The 15108-nt window shown below is 58.0% G+C and carries 14 protein-coding genes; 10 read left to right on the forward strand and 4 right to left on the reverse strand.

The window, feature by feature from the left end:
• Nucleotides 1-86: 86 nt before the first annotated feature.
• The gene (locus BHE81_RS09350; RefSeq protein ID WP_009307547.1) at nt 87-1997 is read right to left on the reverse strand and encodes an ATP-dependent DNA helicase; all 1911 of its coding nucleotides are present in this window, start codon (nt 1995-1997) and stop codon (nt 87-89) included.
• 131 nt (nt 1998-2128) lie between these two features.
• Here BHE81_RS09350 and BHE81_RS09355 point away from each other — a divergent pair, with 131 nt between their 5' ends.
• A complete protein-coding gene (locus tag BHE81_RS09355) occupies nt 2129-2473 on the forward strand; it encodes a RidA family protein (RefSeq protein WP_002910910.1) in 345 nt (114 codons plus the stop codon).
• Here BHE81_RS09355 and BHE81_RS09360 read toward each other — a convergent pair whose 3' ends face one another.
• Nucleotides 2474-2659: a YoaH family protein gene (locus BHE81_RS09360; RefSeq protein ID WP_004145519.1), complete on the reverse strand. Its 186-nt coding sequence runs from the start codon at nt 2657-2659 to the stop codon at nt 2474-2476.
• 88 nt (nt 2660-2747) lie between these two features.
• Between BHE81_RS09360 and pabB the strand changes: the two genes are divergently transcribed.
• From pabB to BHE81_RS09380, 4 genes are all read left to right on the forward strand, one after another.
• Nucleotides 2748-4103, forward strand: a complete 1356-nt coding sequence (gene pabB / locus BHE81_RS09365; protein WP_004145520.1) for an aminodeoxychorismate synthase component 1 — start codon at nt 2748-2750, stop codon at nt 4101-4103.
• A gap of 3 nt (nt 4104-4106) precedes the next feature.
• On the forward strand, nt 4107-4685 hold the full coding sequence (locus BHE81_RS09370; RefSeq protein ID WP_004180429.1) for a CoA pyrophosphatase: 579 nt from the start codon (nt 4107-4109) through the stop codon (nt 4683-4685).
• A gap of 162 nt (nt 4686-4847) precedes the next feature.
• Nucleotides 4848-6212: an L-serine ammonia-lyase gene (gene sdaA / locus BHE81_RS09375; protein WP_004151445.1), complete on the forward strand. Its 1365-nt coding sequence runs from the start codon at nt 4848-4850 to the stop codon at nt 6210-6212.
• Nucleotides 6213-6394: 182 nt separating this feature from the next.
• Nucleotides 6395-8020 carry an EAL domain-containing protein gene (locus tag BHE81_RS09380; protein ID WP_040206130.1) on the forward strand — a complete coding sequence of 542 codons (1626 nt, stop codon included), beginning with the start codon at nt 6395-6397 and terminating at the stop codon, nt 8018-8020.
• Between the two features lie 33 nt (nt 8021-8053).
• On the opposite strand, the gene yoaE is transcribed toward BHE81_RS09380, so the two are convergent.
• Complete coding sequence (gene yoaE / locus BHE81_RS09385) at nt 8054-9613, reverse strand: CNNM family cation transport protein YoaE (protein WP_004145524.1); 1560 nt, start codon at nt 9611-9613, stop codon at nt 8054-8056.
• Nucleotides 9614-10059: 446 nt separating this feature from the next.
• On the opposite strand from yoaE, the gene manX reads away from it, so the two are divergent.
• The 5 genes from manX (at nt 10060) to mntP (ending at nt 14258) form a co-directional block, all read left to right on the forward strand.
• The gene (gene manX, locus BHE81_RS09390) at nt 10060-11031 is read left to right on the forward strand and encodes a PTS mannose transporter subunit IIAB (protein ID WP_002910917.1); all 972 of its coding nucleotides are present in this window, start codon (nt 10060-10062) and stop codon (nt 11029-11031) included.
• A gap of 56 nt (nt 11032-11087) precedes the next feature.
• A complete protein-coding gene (locus tag BHE81_RS09395) occupies nt 11088-11888 on the forward strand; it encodes a PTS mannose/fructose/sorbose transporter subunit IIC (protein ID WP_002910918.1) in 801 nt (266 codons plus the stop codon).
• Between the two features lie 12 nt (nt 11889-11900).
• Nucleotides 11901-12752, forward strand: coding sequence for a PTS mannose transporter subunit IID (locus BHE81_RS09400; protein ID WP_004145526.1), 852 nt, complete (start codon nt 11901-11903; stop codon nt 12750-12752).
• A gap of 62 nt (nt 12753-12814) precedes the next feature.
• Nucleotides 12815-13273 carry a DUF986 family protein gene (locus BHE81_RS09405; protein WP_009307544.1) on the forward strand — a complete coding sequence of 153 codons (459 nt, stop codon included), beginning with the start codon at nt 12815-12817 and terminating at the stop codon, nt 13271-13273.
• A 418-nt stretch (nt 13274-13691) separates the two neighbouring features.
• Nucleotides 13692-14258, forward strand: coding sequence for a manganese efflux pump MntP (gene mntP, locus BHE81_RS09410; RefSeq protein ID WP_002910921.1), 567 nt, complete (start codon nt 13692-13694; stop codon nt 14256-14258).
• A gap of 3 nt (nt 14259-14261) precedes the next feature.
• On the opposite strand, the gene rlmA is transcribed toward mntP, so the two are convergent.
• Nucleotides 14262-15056: a 23S rRNA (guanine(745)-N(1))-methyltransferase gene (gene rlmA / locus BHE81_RS09415; protein ID WP_009307543.1), complete on the reverse strand. Its 795-nt coding sequence runs from the start codon at nt 15054-15056 to the stop codon at nt 14262-14264.
• Nucleotides 15057-15108: the final 52 nt, after the last annotated feature.

Genomic DNA, 15108 nt, shown 5'->3' on the forward strand with positions numbered 1-15108 from the left:
GGCCAACCCGCCGCCATGCCGCCCGAAGTCTATTGGGAACCGCTAATTAACAAAATGGCGCGCAGCTTAACACATTTTAGTGCGGATTACCTTGCCGGCGGTACGGCGAGAAAGCGCACCGCCCGACGGATATCGCGGGTTCGCGGCGCCGGCGGCAGACTGGCCAGGAACACCGCGCCGTAGGGGCGCATCACCAGCCGGTTGTCGCAGATCACCAGCACCCCGCGGTCGTCGATATCGCGGATCAGACGCCCCACCCCCTGCTTAAGGGTGATCACCGCATCCGGGAGCTGCACTTCATCGAAGGGATCGCCGCCGCGCAGCCGGCAATCTTCCATCCGCGCTTTTAGCAGCGGATCGTCCGGCGAGGTGAACGGTAGCTTATCGATAATCACCAGCGACAGCGCGTCGCCGCGCACATCGACTCCCTCCCAGAAGCTGCTGGTAGCCACCAGCAGCGCGTTGCCGGCGCTGACGAACTGCTGCAGCAGCTGGCCTTTGCTGGTCTCGCCCTGCAGCAGCACCGGTAGCGTCATGGTGGCGCGGAACTGCTCCGCCAGATCGCGCATCATGGCGTGCGAGGTGCACAACATAAAGCAGCGACCATCGTTGGCCTCGATCAGCGGCTTGAGCATCGCCGCCAGGTGTCGCGCCGCGCCGGGCTGGTTCGGCAGGGGTAGGTTGCGCGGCACGCAGAGCAGCGCCTGGTGCTGATAGTCAAAGGGACTCGGCAGCAGCAGAGTCTGCGCCTCATCGATCCCCAGCCGGGCGGTAAAGTGATGCAGATCGTCGTTCACCGACAGCGTCGCCGAGGTAAAGATCCAACTCCCCGACTTCTGCGCCATCACCTCTTTAAACTTCTCGGCCACGGTCAGCGGCGTCAGCGCGAGAGTAAAGTGGCGCGAGGTACACTCATACCAGTAGCTGTAGCCCGGCTGGTTGATCTCTTTCAACCGCTTCAGGCGCCCGCGATAGAGGGTGGCACGCTCAAAAGCGGCGTCGAGCAGCGCCGAGCGGCCCAGCGAAAGTTTGGCGACGTCATAGCATAGCTCGAGCGCGTCATCGAGCAGCAGCAGCGCTCGCTGAATGTGGCTGTCCGCCAGCAGCTCGCGCAGATTGCCGCGGTAGCCCGGGTCTCCCAGCTGCAGGCGGAAATCCTGCGCGCTTTGCGCCAGGCGGTCGGCGCATTTTTGCAGCTGCTGAGTGTCTTTCAGTTCGGTGCGGTAGGCAATGTTGATGTCTTTCGCCAGGTCCAGCAGCTGGCGGCTGGAGAGCGACTGGCCAAAGTACTGACTGGCGATATCCGGCAGCTGATGGGCTTCATCGAAGATCATCACTTCCGCCTCGGGGATCAGCTCGGCAAAGCCGCTCTCTTTGACCACCATATCGGCCAGAAACAGGTGATGGTTGACCACCACCACGTCGGCGTCCATCGCTTTTTTACGCGCCTTCACCACGAAGCAATCTTTATACAGTGGGCAGTCGCTACCGAGACAGTTATCGTTGGTGCTGGTCACCAGCGGCCAGGCCTGAGAGTCTTCCGCGACGCTGGCGCAGGTGCTGATATCGCCATCCTGGGTTTGATTCGACCAGGAGCGCAGGAGGATCACATCGCTGAGGGTTTGCACCGGCAGATCGCCGCCCGCCAGCGCCTGCTGCTCAAGACGTTCGAGACACAGGTAGTTGGAGCGCCCTTTGAGCAGCGCCAGTTTCCCGGTGAATTTGAGCGCTTTGGCGACGGTGGGCAGATCGCGGCTGTAAAGCTGATCCTGCAGCGCTTTCGAGCCGGTGGAGATAATCACCTTTTTTTTCGCCCGCAGCGCAGGCGCCAGGTAAGCGTAGGTTTTACCGGTTCCGGTCCCCGCTTCCACCACCAGCGGCCGGGAGGCCTCAATCGCTTCGCTGACCGCCACCGCCATCTGGCGCTGCGGCTCGCGCGGTTTAAATCCCGGTATGGCTTTGGCTAGCTGGCCGTCTGCTGCAAAATCGTCGATCACATTGCCCCCTGGTTATTTGGACAGTGATTATGTCAGGGAGGACGGCGTTTCGCCAGTCCGGGTAGTGACGCGAGCGGCACATTATGGCAGTCTTGCCGCAGCCGAATGGAATGCTTAAAGAGGAAAAAGCAATGACAATTACGCGTATTGATGCCGAAGCCCGTTGGTCAGACGTGGTGATCCACAACCAGACCCTGTACTACACCGGCGTGCCGGCAAATCTCGATGCCGACGCTTTCGAGCAGACCGCCAATACCCTGGCGCAGATTGACGCGGTGCTGGAAAAACAGGGCAGCGACAAGTCGCGTATTCTTGACGCCACCATCTTCCTCGCCGATAAAAGCGACTTTGCGGCGATGAATAAAGCCTGGGACGCGTGGGTGGTGGCTGGTCACGCCCCGGTGCGCTGCACGGTGGAAGCGACGCTGATGAACCCGCAGTATAAAGTTGAGATCAAAATTATCGCCGCGGTGTAATTACTCGTCCTCATCCTCATCTTCAAAGCGCGCGACGATCTGCTCGCCGGTATGCGTTGCGCGCAGCTCTTCCGCCACCAGGGCAATCGCCTGGCCGCTGCTTATCCCCTGAGCCATTAGCTCATGGATACGTTCGACCGCTTTTTGCTGTTGCTCGTGGCTCAGCGAAGGTAAACCTGCAAACATCTTTTACTCCTGCTACATTGTGGGGCGTAATTATTTCACGCCGTCCCCAACTACGCCAGAGGGGCGGCAACGTTCAGGATCGAGAAAGATGTTGTCCCCCGCGATTATTACCCTGCCCTGGCGCCCGGATGCGGCCGAACACTATTTTGCGCCGTTAAGCGCCCTGCCCTGGGCGATGCTGCTGCATTCCGGCTTTGCCGACCATCCGCATAACCGCTTTGATATTCTGGTGGCTGCCCCGCGCGCCACGCTGCTGACGCGCGGTGAACAGACGTGGGTCGACGACGGCGAAACCGTTGTTGTCTCAGCGGAAGATCCGCTGCAGCTCCTGCAGCAGCAGTTGGATCGTCAGCCGTTCACGCCGCAACCCCATGACGATCTGCCGTTTCTCGGCGGCGCGCTGGGATTATTCGGTTACGACCTGGGCCGTCGCTTTGAGCGTCTCCCTTCGCACGCGCAGGCCGATATCGCGCTGGCGGATATGGCGGTGGGGATCTATGACTGGGCGCTTATCGTCGACCACCAGCGCCAACAGATATCGCTGCTCAGCTATGACGACCCGCAGCAGCGTCTACAGTGGCTGGAGGCGCAAACGCCGACGCCGGGTGAAACCTTCGCCCTGACCTCTGCCTGGCAGTCAAATATGAGCCGCCAGCAGTACGGCGAAAAATTTCGCCAGGTACAGGCCTATCTGCACAGCGGCGACTGCTATCAGGTCAACCTCGCCCAGCGTTTTCAGGCCAGCTACGTCGGTGATGAATGGCAGGCCTTCCGCCAGCTGAACGCCGTCAACCGCGCCCCCTTTAGCGCCTTTATTCGCCTCGATGAAGGGGCGATTTTAAGCCTGTCGCCGGAGCGCTTTATCCAGCTGCGCCAGGGGGAGATCCAGACGCGGCCGATAAAAGGCACCCTGCCGCGGCTCGATTCGCCGCTGGCAGATGCGCAGCAGGCTGAGAAGCTGGCGAATTCGCCGAAAGATCGCGCCGAGAATTTAATGATTGTCGACCTGATGCGCAACGACATCGGCCGCGTCGCCGTCCCGGGCAGCGTGCGGGTCCCCGAGCTGTTCGTGGTGGAGCCGTTCCCGGCGGTCCATCATCTGGTCAGCACCATCACCGCCCGCCTGCCAATGACGCTGCACGCCAGCGACCTGCTGCGCGCCGCCTTTCCCGGCGGCTCGATCACCGGCGCGCCGAAAGTGCGGGCGATGGAGATTATCGATGAACTGGAGCCCCAGCGTCGCAACGCCTGGTGTGGGAGCATTGGCTACCTGAGCTATTGCGGCAATATGGATACCAGCATCACCATTCGCACCCTGACGGCATGGCAGGGACAGCTGTACTGCTCCGCCGGCGGCGGAATTGTGGCGGATAGCGAGGAAGCGGCGGAATATCAGGAAACTTTTGATAAAGTTAATCGTATCCTGCAGCAACTGGAGAACTAGACCATGGCGGATCGCGCCCTTAATCTGGATGATTTTCTGTCCCGCTTTCAGCTTCTGCGCCCGCAGCCTTCGCGCCATGCGCTCAATCAGCGGCAGGCGGCGGTGCTGGTGCCGATCGTGCGCCGGCCGCAGCCCGGCCTGCTGCTGACCCAGCGTTCGCCGCTGCTGCGCAAGCACGCCGGCCAGGTCGCCTTTCCCGGCGGCGCAGTAGATAATACCGACGCGACGCTTATCGCCGCCGCCCTGCGCGAAGCTCAGGAAGAGGTGGCGATCCCGCCAGAGGCGGTCGAGGTGATCGGCGTCCTGCCGCCGGTGGACAGCGTCACCGGCTTTCAGGTGACGCCGGTGGTGGGCATTATTCCCCCGGATCTGCACTATCACGCCAGCCAGGACGAAGTCTCCGCGGTATTTGAAATGCCGCTCGCCGAAGCCCTGCGCCTTGGGCGCTACCATCCGCTCGATATCCACCGCCGGGGCAACGACCACCGCGTCTGGCTCTCCTGGTACCAGCATTATTTTGTCTGGGGAATGACCGCCGGGATCATTCGCGAGCTGGCGCTGCAAATTGGCGCACGTCCTTAGCTATACTGATAATGAGAGGGCGCTCTCATTATTAGTAAAATCGCGGTTAGCCATTAGTTTAATTCATGTGAATAGTTGAACTGACAGGGCGCTTCCCTCTTACACTATGCGCAGTTATTACATCGTTACCGCACCCGCGGTAACCCTGTCAGGAGTATTATCGTGATTAGTCTATTCGACATGTTCAAGGTGGGGATTGGTCCCTCATCTTCCCACACTGTTGGCCCGATGAAGGCCGGAAAACAGTTCGTCGATGACCTGGTCGAAAAAGGATTGCTTAATGCAGTGACTCGTGTGGCGGTTGACGTCTACGGTTCACTGTCATTAACCGGCAAAGGCCACCATACGGACATCGCCATTATCATGGGACTGGCGGGCAATCAGCCCGATACGGTCGATATTGACGCGATCCCGGCTTTTATCCGTGACGTCGAAGCGCGCGGTCGTCTGCTGCTGGCCAACGGCCAGCATGAGGTCGACTTCCCGGCGGATGACGGCATGCGTTTTCGCAGCGACAACCTGCCGCTGCACGAAAACGGCATGACCATTCACGCCTGGGCCGGCGAGAAAGAGATCTACTGCAAGACCTACTACTCGATCGGCGGCGGCTTTATTGTCGACGAAGAGCACTTCGGCAAGGAAAACGCCAACGAACTGCAGGTGCCCTACCCATTTAAATCGGCGCAGGAAATGCTGGCCTACTGCAAAGAGACTGGCCTGTCGCTCTCCGGGATGGTGATGCAGAACGAGTTGGCTCTGCACAGCAAAAAAGAGATCGAGGATTATTTCGCCAACGTCTGGCAGACCATGCGCGCCTGTATCGACCGCGGGATGAACACCGAGGGCGTGCTGCCTGGCCCGCTGCGCGTACCGCGTCGCGCCTCGGCGCTGCGTCGTCTGCTGGTGGCCAGCGATAAGCTCTCCAGCGATCCAATGAACGTTGTTGACTGGGTCAATATGTTCGCGCTGGCGGTCAATGAAGAGAACGCCGCCGGCGGTCGCGTGGTAACCGCGCCGACCAACGGCGCCTGCGGCATCGTTCCGGCGGTACTCGCCTATTACGATCACTTTATCGAGTCCGTCAGCCCGGAGATCTATATTCGCTACTTTATGGCCTGCGGGGCGATCGGCGCGCTGTACAAGATGAATGCGTCCATTTCCGGCGCGGAAGTCGGCTGTCAGGGCGAGGTGGGCGTCGCCTGCTCGATGGCGGCGGCGGGCCTGGCTGAACTGCTCGGCGCCAGCCCGGAACAGGTTTGCGTGGCAGCGGAGATCGGCATGGAACACAACCTCGGCCTGACCTGTGATCCGGTCGCCGGTCAGGTGCAGGTGCCATGCATTGAACGTAACGCCATCGCCTCCGTCAAGGCGATCAACGCCGCGCGAATGGCGATGCGCCGCACCAGCGAACCGCGCGTCTCGCTCGATAAGGTGATCGAGACCATGTATGAAACCGGTAAAGACATGAACGCCAAGTACCGCGAAACCTCGCGCGGCGGCCTGGCGATTAAAGTTCAGTGTGACTAAACTTTTCGTGCCCCTCTGCGCCTGCAAAGCGCGCAGGGGGTTAACCCTGGTGACTGAAATCTCCCTGATGCGCCTTCAACGGCGCATTTTCTTTTTTCTATACCTGGCGATATTCTGCCACTACACTTGCTCTATAAAATAAGCCACGCTTAACCACTCGTCCTGTCGACAGGGTGTCGCACATGCAGACTGCACAAAAAGTCATTACGGCCTATCGTCACAAACGCATTATTGTCTGCCTGCTGGTAGCCCTGGCGACCCTGGGCGCCACATTAGCCATCCGATTTATTTCGCAGCGCAGCGTAAATGAAGATTATATTCGCACGGCCGCCAGCCAACGGGTGGCGGCGCTCAATGACATCTTGCGCCCGCTAAGCGCGCAGCGAGCCACCCTGCTCCCTCTGGTGGGCAAACCCTGCCCTGATATCCATCTGACGCTGCGCAAAATGGCGGCCTCGTTGCAAACCATTCGTTCCGTCGCCCTCGTCACGTCAGGTATCGTTTACTGTTCCAGTATTTTTGGCCCGCGACAGGCAGACTTACATCGCCTGCAGCCCGCGCTTCCTGCGCCCCGCCCTCTGCTGCTCTTCTCGAACGACAGCTCCTTGCTCAAAGGCTCGCCGGTACTGATCCAATGGTATCCAGCCGCGGAGAGCGGCCTGGACGGCGTGATGCTGGTGGTGAATATTGAGCTGCTGGGAACCTTAATTCTTAATGAAAAATCGGCCCTGATCAGCGACGTCAGCCTGCAGGTTGGCGATCGTTATTTTAGCAGCCGCCATGGGCTTCTCGAAAAAGCGCATGTCCCGCAGGGCACGGTGATTTATCGCCAGCGCTCTACGGAGTTTCCGTTTACTGTCAATATTAACGGCCCTGGCGCCTCGGCGATTGCGCTTGAGGAGCTGCCCGGCGAGCTGCCGCTGGCGCTGATTTTTAGCCTGCTAATGACCGGCATCGCCTGGCTGGCCACCGCCGGCAGAATGAGTTTCTCGCGGGAAATAAGCCTTGGCATTTCGGCCCGGGAGTTTGCCCTCTGGTGCCAGCCGCTGCAGGATGCGCGCAGCGGCCGCTGCTGCGGGGTGGAGATCCTGCTGCGCTGGAATAATCCCCGACGTGGGACGATTTCGCCGGAGGTATTTATCCCCATCGCCGAAGGCAATAATCTGATCATCCCTCTCACCCGCTATGTGATTGCCGAAACCGCTCGCCGCCTGGACGCTTTTCCTCGCGACCGCCATTTTCACATCGCGATCAATGTCGCCGCGCGCCATTTCGCTAACGGACTCCTGCTGCGCGACCTGCACAATTACTGGTTCAGCGTGGATCCGGTGCAGCAGCTGGTGGTCGAGCTAACCGAACGCGATGTCCTGCAGGATGGCGACCAGCATATGGCCGAACATCTGCACTTTAAGGGCGTACAGCTGGCGATCGATGATTTTGGTACCGGCAATACTTCGCTCTCATGGCTGGAAAAGCTGCGCCCGGATGTTTTGAAGATCGACCGCTCGTTCACCAGCTCGGTCGGCATAGATAGCGTGAACGCGACGGTGACAGATATTATTATCGCCCTCGCCAACCGCCTGCATATTGTTACCGTTGCCGAAGGGGTGGAGACGCTGGAGCAGGAAAACTACCTGCGTAGCCACGGCGTCGATGTGCTGCAGGGGTTTTATTATGCGCGGCCGATGCCGGTGGAGGCGTTCCCGGCGTGGCTGGCCAGCAGGGAGGAGAGTGAGAGTGAGAGTGAGAGTGAGAGTGAGAGTGAGAGTGAGAGTGAGAGTGAGAGTGAGAGCGAGACGACAGAATAACTCGCCGGCCGCAGCGGCCGGCGAGCCTGGCGATTACTCTTCTTCGTCGCTCGGCGGACGAGTGACCACCGCGCGCACCAGATCGACCCGGTAATCATTCGCTTCCACTACGGTAAAATGCAGCGGCGGAAGCGACACGACGTCGCCAATGCGCGGGATATGACCATTGGCGGAGATCACCAGCCCGGCAACGGTGGCAATATCCTCATCGTCATTGATCAGTGGATCCAGCCCCAGCGCCTGCTGCAGCGCATGCAGGTCGGTCGACCCCTTAATAAGCCAGCCATCGCCATCGATGACAATCTCTGGCGTCTCATCAGCGTCCGGGAATTCACCGGCGATGGCTTCAAGGACGTCCAGCGGCGTGACCAGCCCCTGCACCACGCCAAATTCATTAGTTACGATGACGAAGCTGCCGCGCGCCCGACGCAGGACCCCGAGCAGATTGATCGGGTCCAGCGTTTCCGGAACGACAATTGCCGGGGAGGCAGAAGCCAGCGCCGCGACGTTTTCCCCCGACTCCAGGGCCACCAGCATCTCTTTCGCCCGCACGATACCAATGATTTCATCCAGCTCTCCGCGGCAGACCGGGAAGAGGCTGTGCGGCGACGACAGCAGTTGACGACGAATTTCATCTTCACTCTGCTCAGCGTCGACCCAGCTGATTTCTCCGCGCGGGGTCATGATGCTGCGCAGGGAGCGCTGGGCCAGGGTCAGCACGCCGTTAATCATGTAGCGCTCTTCTTCCGCAAAGGCGCCCTCAGGAACGGGCACCGCGGCTGGACTGTCTGCGTCATGGCTGACGGAGGCCTGTTTGCGGCCGCCCATCAGGCGCAGGATGGCATCCGCGGTCCGAGCGCGCAGCGGCAGCGTCGACTGGTGGCGAACAAAGTTACGGCGCGCCACCTGGTTAAAGAACTCGATAATGATCGAGAAACCGATCGCCGCGTACAGATACCCTTTCGGAATATGGAAGCCAAACCCTTCCGCCACCAGGCTCAGGCCAATCATCAACAGGAAGCTCAGACAGAGCACGACCACCGTCGGGTGCTGGTTGACAAAGCGCGTCAACGGCTTGGAGGCCAGCAGCATCAAGATCATCGCGATCACCACCGCCGCCATCATCACCGGCAGATGGTTAACCATCCCGACCGCCGTGATCACGGCGTCCAGGGAGAAGACGGCATCCAGCACCACTATCTGCAATACTACTACCCAGAAACTGGCATAGCCTTTACCGTGACCGGCATCGTGCTGGCGGTTTTCCAGCCGTTCATGCAGCTCGGTTGTCGCCTTAAACAACAAGAAGATCCCGCCGAGCAGCATGATGAGATCGCGCCCGGAAAAGGAGAAATCGGCGATGGTAATCAGTGGTTTCGTCAGCGTCACCATCCAGGAGATGACCGACAGCAGCCCCAGGCGCATCACCAGCGCCAGTGACAGGCCGATCAGACGCGCTTTATCGCGCTGCTTCGGCGGCAGTTTGTCCGCCAGGATGGCAATAAACACCAGGTTGTCGATACCGAGCACAATTTCCAGAACGATAAGCGTCAACAGGCCGGCCCAGATTGAAGGATCCATTAACAATTCCATGTACGACTCCGGTTTGCGGCAAGGTCAGTCATCGCCATGCCATGCAGGGGCGCGACACCAGGTGCTGAAAGAAATGCGGGATACGTAGAGGTGGCAATCAGATGCCAGAAAGTGAAAAGACGTCGATGACGGTCCATACTGCGGGCTATGCCCTATACTCCTGAGTAATTAAACGGAAGTTAAACATAGCAAAATATAGATCGAAATTGGAAATAATTTACCTGAATTTGCAATAACTAAGGCTATTTTTTGCGCTGCAAAATTATTCGCAGACGATACGTGATTAACGGATCTTCATCACATTAATTATTTTTTCACTGTCTAAAATAATTCGCGGTAGTAACTATTTTCTATCTTACACCCTAACTGAATCGATTTTGTCCTCAAGAGTGATTCAGGATGTATCAAAGCAGATGATGCATTCACGATAATAAAGGAGGTAGCAAGTGACGATTGCTATTGTAATAGGCACACATGGTTGGGCTGCAGAACAGCTGCTGAAAACAGCAGAAATGCTGTTGGGCGAGCAGGAAAACGTTGGCTGGATCGATTTCGTTCCGGGTGAAAATGCCGAAACGTTGATCGAGAAATACAACGCCCAGTTGGCAAAACTGGATACCAGTAAAGGCGTGCTATTTCTCGTCGATACATGGGGAGGCAGCCCTTTCAACGCTGCGAGCCGCATTGTCGTCGATAAAGAGCATTACGAAGTTATCGCCGGCGTCAATATCCCGATGCTGGTGGAAACCTTCATGGCCCGCGACGACGATCCTTCCTTTGATGAACTGGTCGCCTTAGCGGTTGAAACCGGCAGCGAAGGCGTGAAAGCGCTTAAAGCCAAACCGGTGGAAAAAGCGGCCCCTGCGCCCGCGCCTGCCGCAGCGCCAAAAGCCGCCGCACCGGCCAAACCCATGGGCCCGAACGACTACATGGTAATTGGCCTTGCGCGTATAGACGACCGTCTGATCCATGGTCAGGTCGCCACCCGCTGGACCAAAGAGACCAACGTTACCCGCATCATCGTTGTCAGTGATGAAGTGGCCGCGGATACCGTGCGTAAAACTCTGCTGACCCAGGTTGCGCCGCCGGGCGTCACCGCTCACGTGGTGGATGTGGCCAAAATGATCCGCGTCTACAACAACCCCAAGTATGCCGGACAGCGCGTTATGCTGCTGTTTACTAACCCGACCGACGTTGAACGTATCGTCGAGGGCGGCGTGAAAATCACCAGCGTCAACATCGGCGGTATGGCGTTCCGCCAGGGTAAAACCCAGGTTAACAACGCGATTTCAGTCGATGCCAAAGATATTGAGGCGTTTAAAAAGCTGAACGCCCGCGGTATCGAGCTGGAGGCACGTAAAGTGTCCACCGACCCGAAACTGAAAATGATGGATCTGATCGCTAAGGTTGATAAATAACCCGGCGGATCGCGCCCCAGTTTTCACTTTAAGACTTAATCAACAGGAGAAGTACAATGGAGATTACCCTTCTTCAGATTGTGCTGGTGTTCATCGTCGCGTGTATTGCGGGTATGGAGTCGGTACTTGATGAATTTCAGTTCCACCGTCCTCTGATCGCCTGTACGCTGATCGGCGCCGTTCTCGGCGATATGAAAACCGGTATTATCATCGGCGGTACGCTGGAGATGATAGCCCTGGGCTGGATGAACATCGGTGCGGCGGTAGCCCCTGATGCCGCGCTGGCGTCCATTATTTCCACCGTCCTGGTTATTGCCGGCCATCAGAGCATCGGCGCCGGTATCGCGCTGGCTATCCCGCTGGCGGCGGCAGGCCAGGTGCTGACCATCATCGTGCGCACCATCACCGTGGCCTTCCAGCACGCGGCGGATAAAGCGGCGGAGAATGGCAACCTGACCGCCCTGTCGTGGCTGCACGTCTCGTCCCTGTTCCTGCAGGCGATGCGTATCGCTATCCCGGCCGTTATCGTGGCGATTTCCGTCGGCACCAGCGAAGTTCAGGGCCTGCTGAATGCTATCCCGGAAGTGGTCACCAGCGGTCTGAACATCGCCGGCGGAATGATCGTGGTTGTCGGTTATGCAATGGTCATCAACATGATGCGCGCAGGCTATCTGATGCCGTTCTTCTACCTCGGCTTCGTCACCGCCGCCTTCACCAACTTCAACCTGGTGGCCCTGGGTGTGATTGGTGCGGTCATGGCAATCCTCTACATCCAGCTGAGCCCGAAATATAACCGCGTCGCCGGTGCGCCGGCTCAGGCGGCTGGTAACAACGATCTCGATAACGAACTGGACTAACAGGTGAGCGAAATGGTTGATATGACTAAAAATACCACCGAGAAAAAACTCACACAGAGTGATATTCGTGGCGTGTTCATTCGTTCTAACCTGTTCCAGGGTTCATGGAACTTCGAACGTATGCAGGCGCTGGGGTTCTGCTTCTCTATGGTTCCGGCGATTCGTCGTCTGTACCCGGAGAACAACGATGCGCGTAAGCAGGCGATTAAGCGTCACCTTGAGTTTTTCAACACCCACCCTTACGTTGCCGCTCCGGTACTGGGCGTAACGCTGGCGATGGAAGAGCAGCGCGCCAATGGCGCAGAGATTGACGATGGCGCTATCAACGGCATCAAAGTCGGTCTGATGGGACCGCTGGCCGGCGTTGGCGACCCGATCTTCTGGGGTACCGTGCGTCCGGTGTTTGCAGCCTTAGGCGCCGGGATCGCGATGAGCGGTAGCCTGCTCGGTCCTCTGCTGTTCTTTATCCTGTTCAACGCGGTGCGTCTGCTGACCCGTTACTACGGCGTCGCCTATGGTTATCGCAAAGGCGTGGATATCGTTAAAGATATGGGCGGCGGCTTCCTGCAGAAACTGACTGAGGGGGCGTCAATCCTCGGCCTGTTTGTCATGGGGGCGCTGGTTAACAAGTGGACGCATGTGAACATTCCGATGGTGGTGTCAAAAATCACCGGCTCTGACGGACAGGTTCACGTCACCACGGTGCAGACTATCCTTGATCAGCTGATGCCTGGTCTGGTGCCGCTGCTGTTGACCTTCGCCTGTATGTGGCTGCTGCGTAAGAAAGTTAACCCGCTGTGGATCATCGTTGGCTTCTTCGTCATCGGTATCGCCGGCTACGCGGTCGGCCTGCTGGGTCTGTAATTTCCAGGCTGTACGCCGGGGGCTTGCCCCCGGCTTTTTTTTATCAGGAGAAACGCAAAGCAATGACCTTCACGGACCTGGTGATCATCCTGTTTATCCTTGCGCTACTGGCCTACGCGATATATGACCAGTTTATTATGCCGAGGCGAAACGGCCCGGTACTGCTGGCCATCCCCCTGCTTCGCCACAGTCGCGTTGACGGCATGATCTTTGTCGGCCTCACCGCCATTCTGATCTATAACAACATCACCCAGCACGGCACGGCGATCACCACCTGGCTATTATCTGCGCTGGCGCTGATGGGGCTCTATTTATTCTGGATCCGTACGCCGAAAATCATTTTTAAACCGCGCGGCTTTTTCTTCGCCAACGTGTGGATAGAATATCAGCGGATTAAAGAGATGAATTTATCCGAGGACGGTGTGCTGGTGATGCAATTAGAGCAACGGCGGCTGCTGATACGCGTACGAAATATCGACGATCTGGAGAAGATATACAAACTTCTCATTACAACTCAATGACTTAAAAATATAGCCAGCGCTATATTATTCCCGTTAGCAGCGGAGAAATATTATAGCCACGGCTATATTTCCCGCCTAACCTTATCTTTTTTATTAACTATTTTTTCACTTATAAATTTAAATGAAAATCGTTATCATTTGGTTATTAAAATAGCCCTCTTCTGTTATTGTTTTATATTCTAAAAATATGTTAAGGTTGCGCCCGTCGTTGGGGAGTAGCCGATTTCCTGCCCGCCAGGAAATGTACGTGTCAACATACTCGTTGCAAAACGTGGCACGTACGGGTTGAAGAGATTCAATCAGGCGAGACCATAGATACATCACTGCTGTACGTATTGCTCAGCCATTGAGCGGCTCCGCGTATGTTTACTGGGGGCAGCGATGTGTCATATGGATTATCCCCGGTCAGGACACGCACATGAATTTATCCGCTACCATTCTTCTCGCTTTCGGCATGTCCATGGACGCCTTCGCAGCCTCCATCGGCAAAGGCGCCACCCTGCATAAACCCAAATTTTCAGAGGCAGTACGCACCGGGCTGATTTTTGGCGCCATTGAAACCCTGACACCGCTGGTCGGCTGGGGGCTTGGCATGCTGGCCAGCCAGTTTATCCTCGAGTGGAATCACTGGATTGCCTTTATTTTACTGGTGTTTCTCGGCGGGCGAATGATCGTCGAAGGTTTTCGCGGCGACAGCGACGAGGCGTGCGAGGCGCCTCACCGACATGGTTTCTGGCTTCTGGTCACCACCGCCTTCGCCACCAGCCTTGACGCGATGGCCGTCGGCGTCGGTCTGGCCTTCCTGCAGGTCAGCATTGTGACCACCGCGCTGGCGATCGGCTGCGCCACCTTTATCATGTCGACGCTGGGGATGATGGTCGGTCGCTTTATCGGCCCGCTGCTTGGCAAACGAGCCGAAATTCTCGGCGGTATCGTGCTGATTGGCATCGGCAGCGAAATCCTCTGGAGCCATTTCGCCGGTTAAGCTTTACGCTTCGCGCTGCCAGCAGTGGATCATAAAATCGGTCTGGCAACCAAAGGTCGGCTGCTGACGCAGCGCGGCGTGCACTTCGGCTTTAGCCCGCCATGCGAACGGCGTCATCTGCAGCAGGGCCTGCGCTTCACTTCCCGTCAGGATCATCGGGTAAGCCAGCTGCTGCTGAGCCTCCAGGCGGAACCCCGGCATCGCTTCCGTCTTCAGCTCATGCAGGCGAACTTCATCGTAAATCAGCCCTTTCAGCTCCAGTAGGTGACGGGGACCCGGCGTGGCGGTGATCACCCAACCACCGGGACGCACCACCCGCGCCAGCTCTTCGGCGTTGCAGGGCGCGTAAATGCGCACTACCGCGTCGAAGCTAGCGTCGGAAAATGGCAGGCGCTGGCTGGAGGCCACGCAAAAATTCACCTGCGGGTAGCGTTTTGCCGCCGCGCGGATCGCCGGCTTCGACACGTCCAGCCCCCAGCTGCGGCTGGCGATGGCGGCAAACGCGTGGGTGTAATACCCCTCGCCACAGCCGATATCCAGTAAATCCGTAGGGGCGTAATGTCGCAGCCGCTCAGCGATAGCATCCCGTAGCGGCCGATAATGTCCGGCGTCGAGGAACGCCCGCCGGGCCTGCATCATTTCGGCGCTATCGCCGGGATCGCGCGACCGCTTGAACTGCACCGGTAGCAGATTGACGTACCCCTCTTTCGCCAGATCGAACTGGTGCCGCTGCGGGCAGGAATAGTGGTTGTCGCTACGGCTGAGCGGCGCGTGACAAAGGGGGCAACTGTATGACATGACGGCTCCGGTGTTGCTGAAAGGGCGAAAGTGTAGCGCTATTCGCCCCTGC

Origin of the sequence: Klebsiella sp. AqSCr, assembly GCF_008452795.1 — a bacterium.
GTDB lineage: Bacteria > Pseudomonadota > Gammaproteobacteria > Enterobacterales > Enterobacteriaceae > Klebsiella > Klebsiella pneumoniae.

What these genes read in the sequence shown, in the direction of transcription:
- BHE81_RS09400 (WP_004145526.1), top strand. Translation starts at nt 11,901, where the DNA reads ATGGTTGATATGACTAAAAATACCACCGAGAAAAAACTCACACAGAGT.
- rlmA (WP_009307543.1), bottom strand. Translation starts at nt 15,056, where the DNA reads ATGTCATACAGTTGCCCCCTTTGTCACGCGCCGCTCAGCCGTAGCGAC.
- BHE81_RS09395 (WP_002910918.1), top strand. Translation starts at nt 11,088, where the DNA reads ATGGAGATTACCCTTCTTCAGATTGTGCTGGTGTTCATCGTCGCGTGT.
- pabB (WP_004145520.1), top strand. Translation starts at nt 2,748, where the DNA reads ATGTTGTCCCCCGCGATTATTACCCTGCCCTGGCGCCCGGATGCGGCC.
- BHE81_RS09360 (WP_004145519.1), bottom strand. Translation starts at nt 2,659, where the DNA reads ATGTTTGCAGGTTTACCTTCGCTGAGCCACGAGCAACAGCAAAAAGCG.
- BHE81_RS09380 (WP_040206130.1), top strand. Translation starts at nt 6,395, where the DNA reads ATGCAGACTGCACAAAAAGTCATTACGGCCTATCGTCACAAACGCATT.
- BHE81_RS09355 (WP_002910910.1), top strand. Translation starts at nt 2,129, where the DNA reads ATGACAATTACGCGTATTGATGCCGAAGCCCGTTGGTCAGACGTGGTG.
- mntP (WP_002910921.1), top strand. Translation starts at nt 13,692, where the DNA reads ATGAATTTATCCGCTACCATTCTTCTCGCTTTCGGCATGTCCATGGAC.
- BHE81_RS09405 (WP_009307544.1), top strand. Translation starts at nt 12,815, where the DNA reads ATGACCTTCACGGACCTGGTGATCATCCTGTTTATCCTTGCGCTACTG.
- yoaE (WP_004145524.1), bottom strand. Translation starts at nt 9,613, where the DNA reads ATGGAATTGTTAATGGATCCTTCAATCTGGGCCGGCCTGTTGACGCTT.
- BHE81_RS09370 (WP_004180429.1), top strand. Translation starts at nt 4,107, where the DNA reads ATGGCGGATCGCGCCCTTAATCTGGATGATTTTCTGTCCCGCTTTCAG.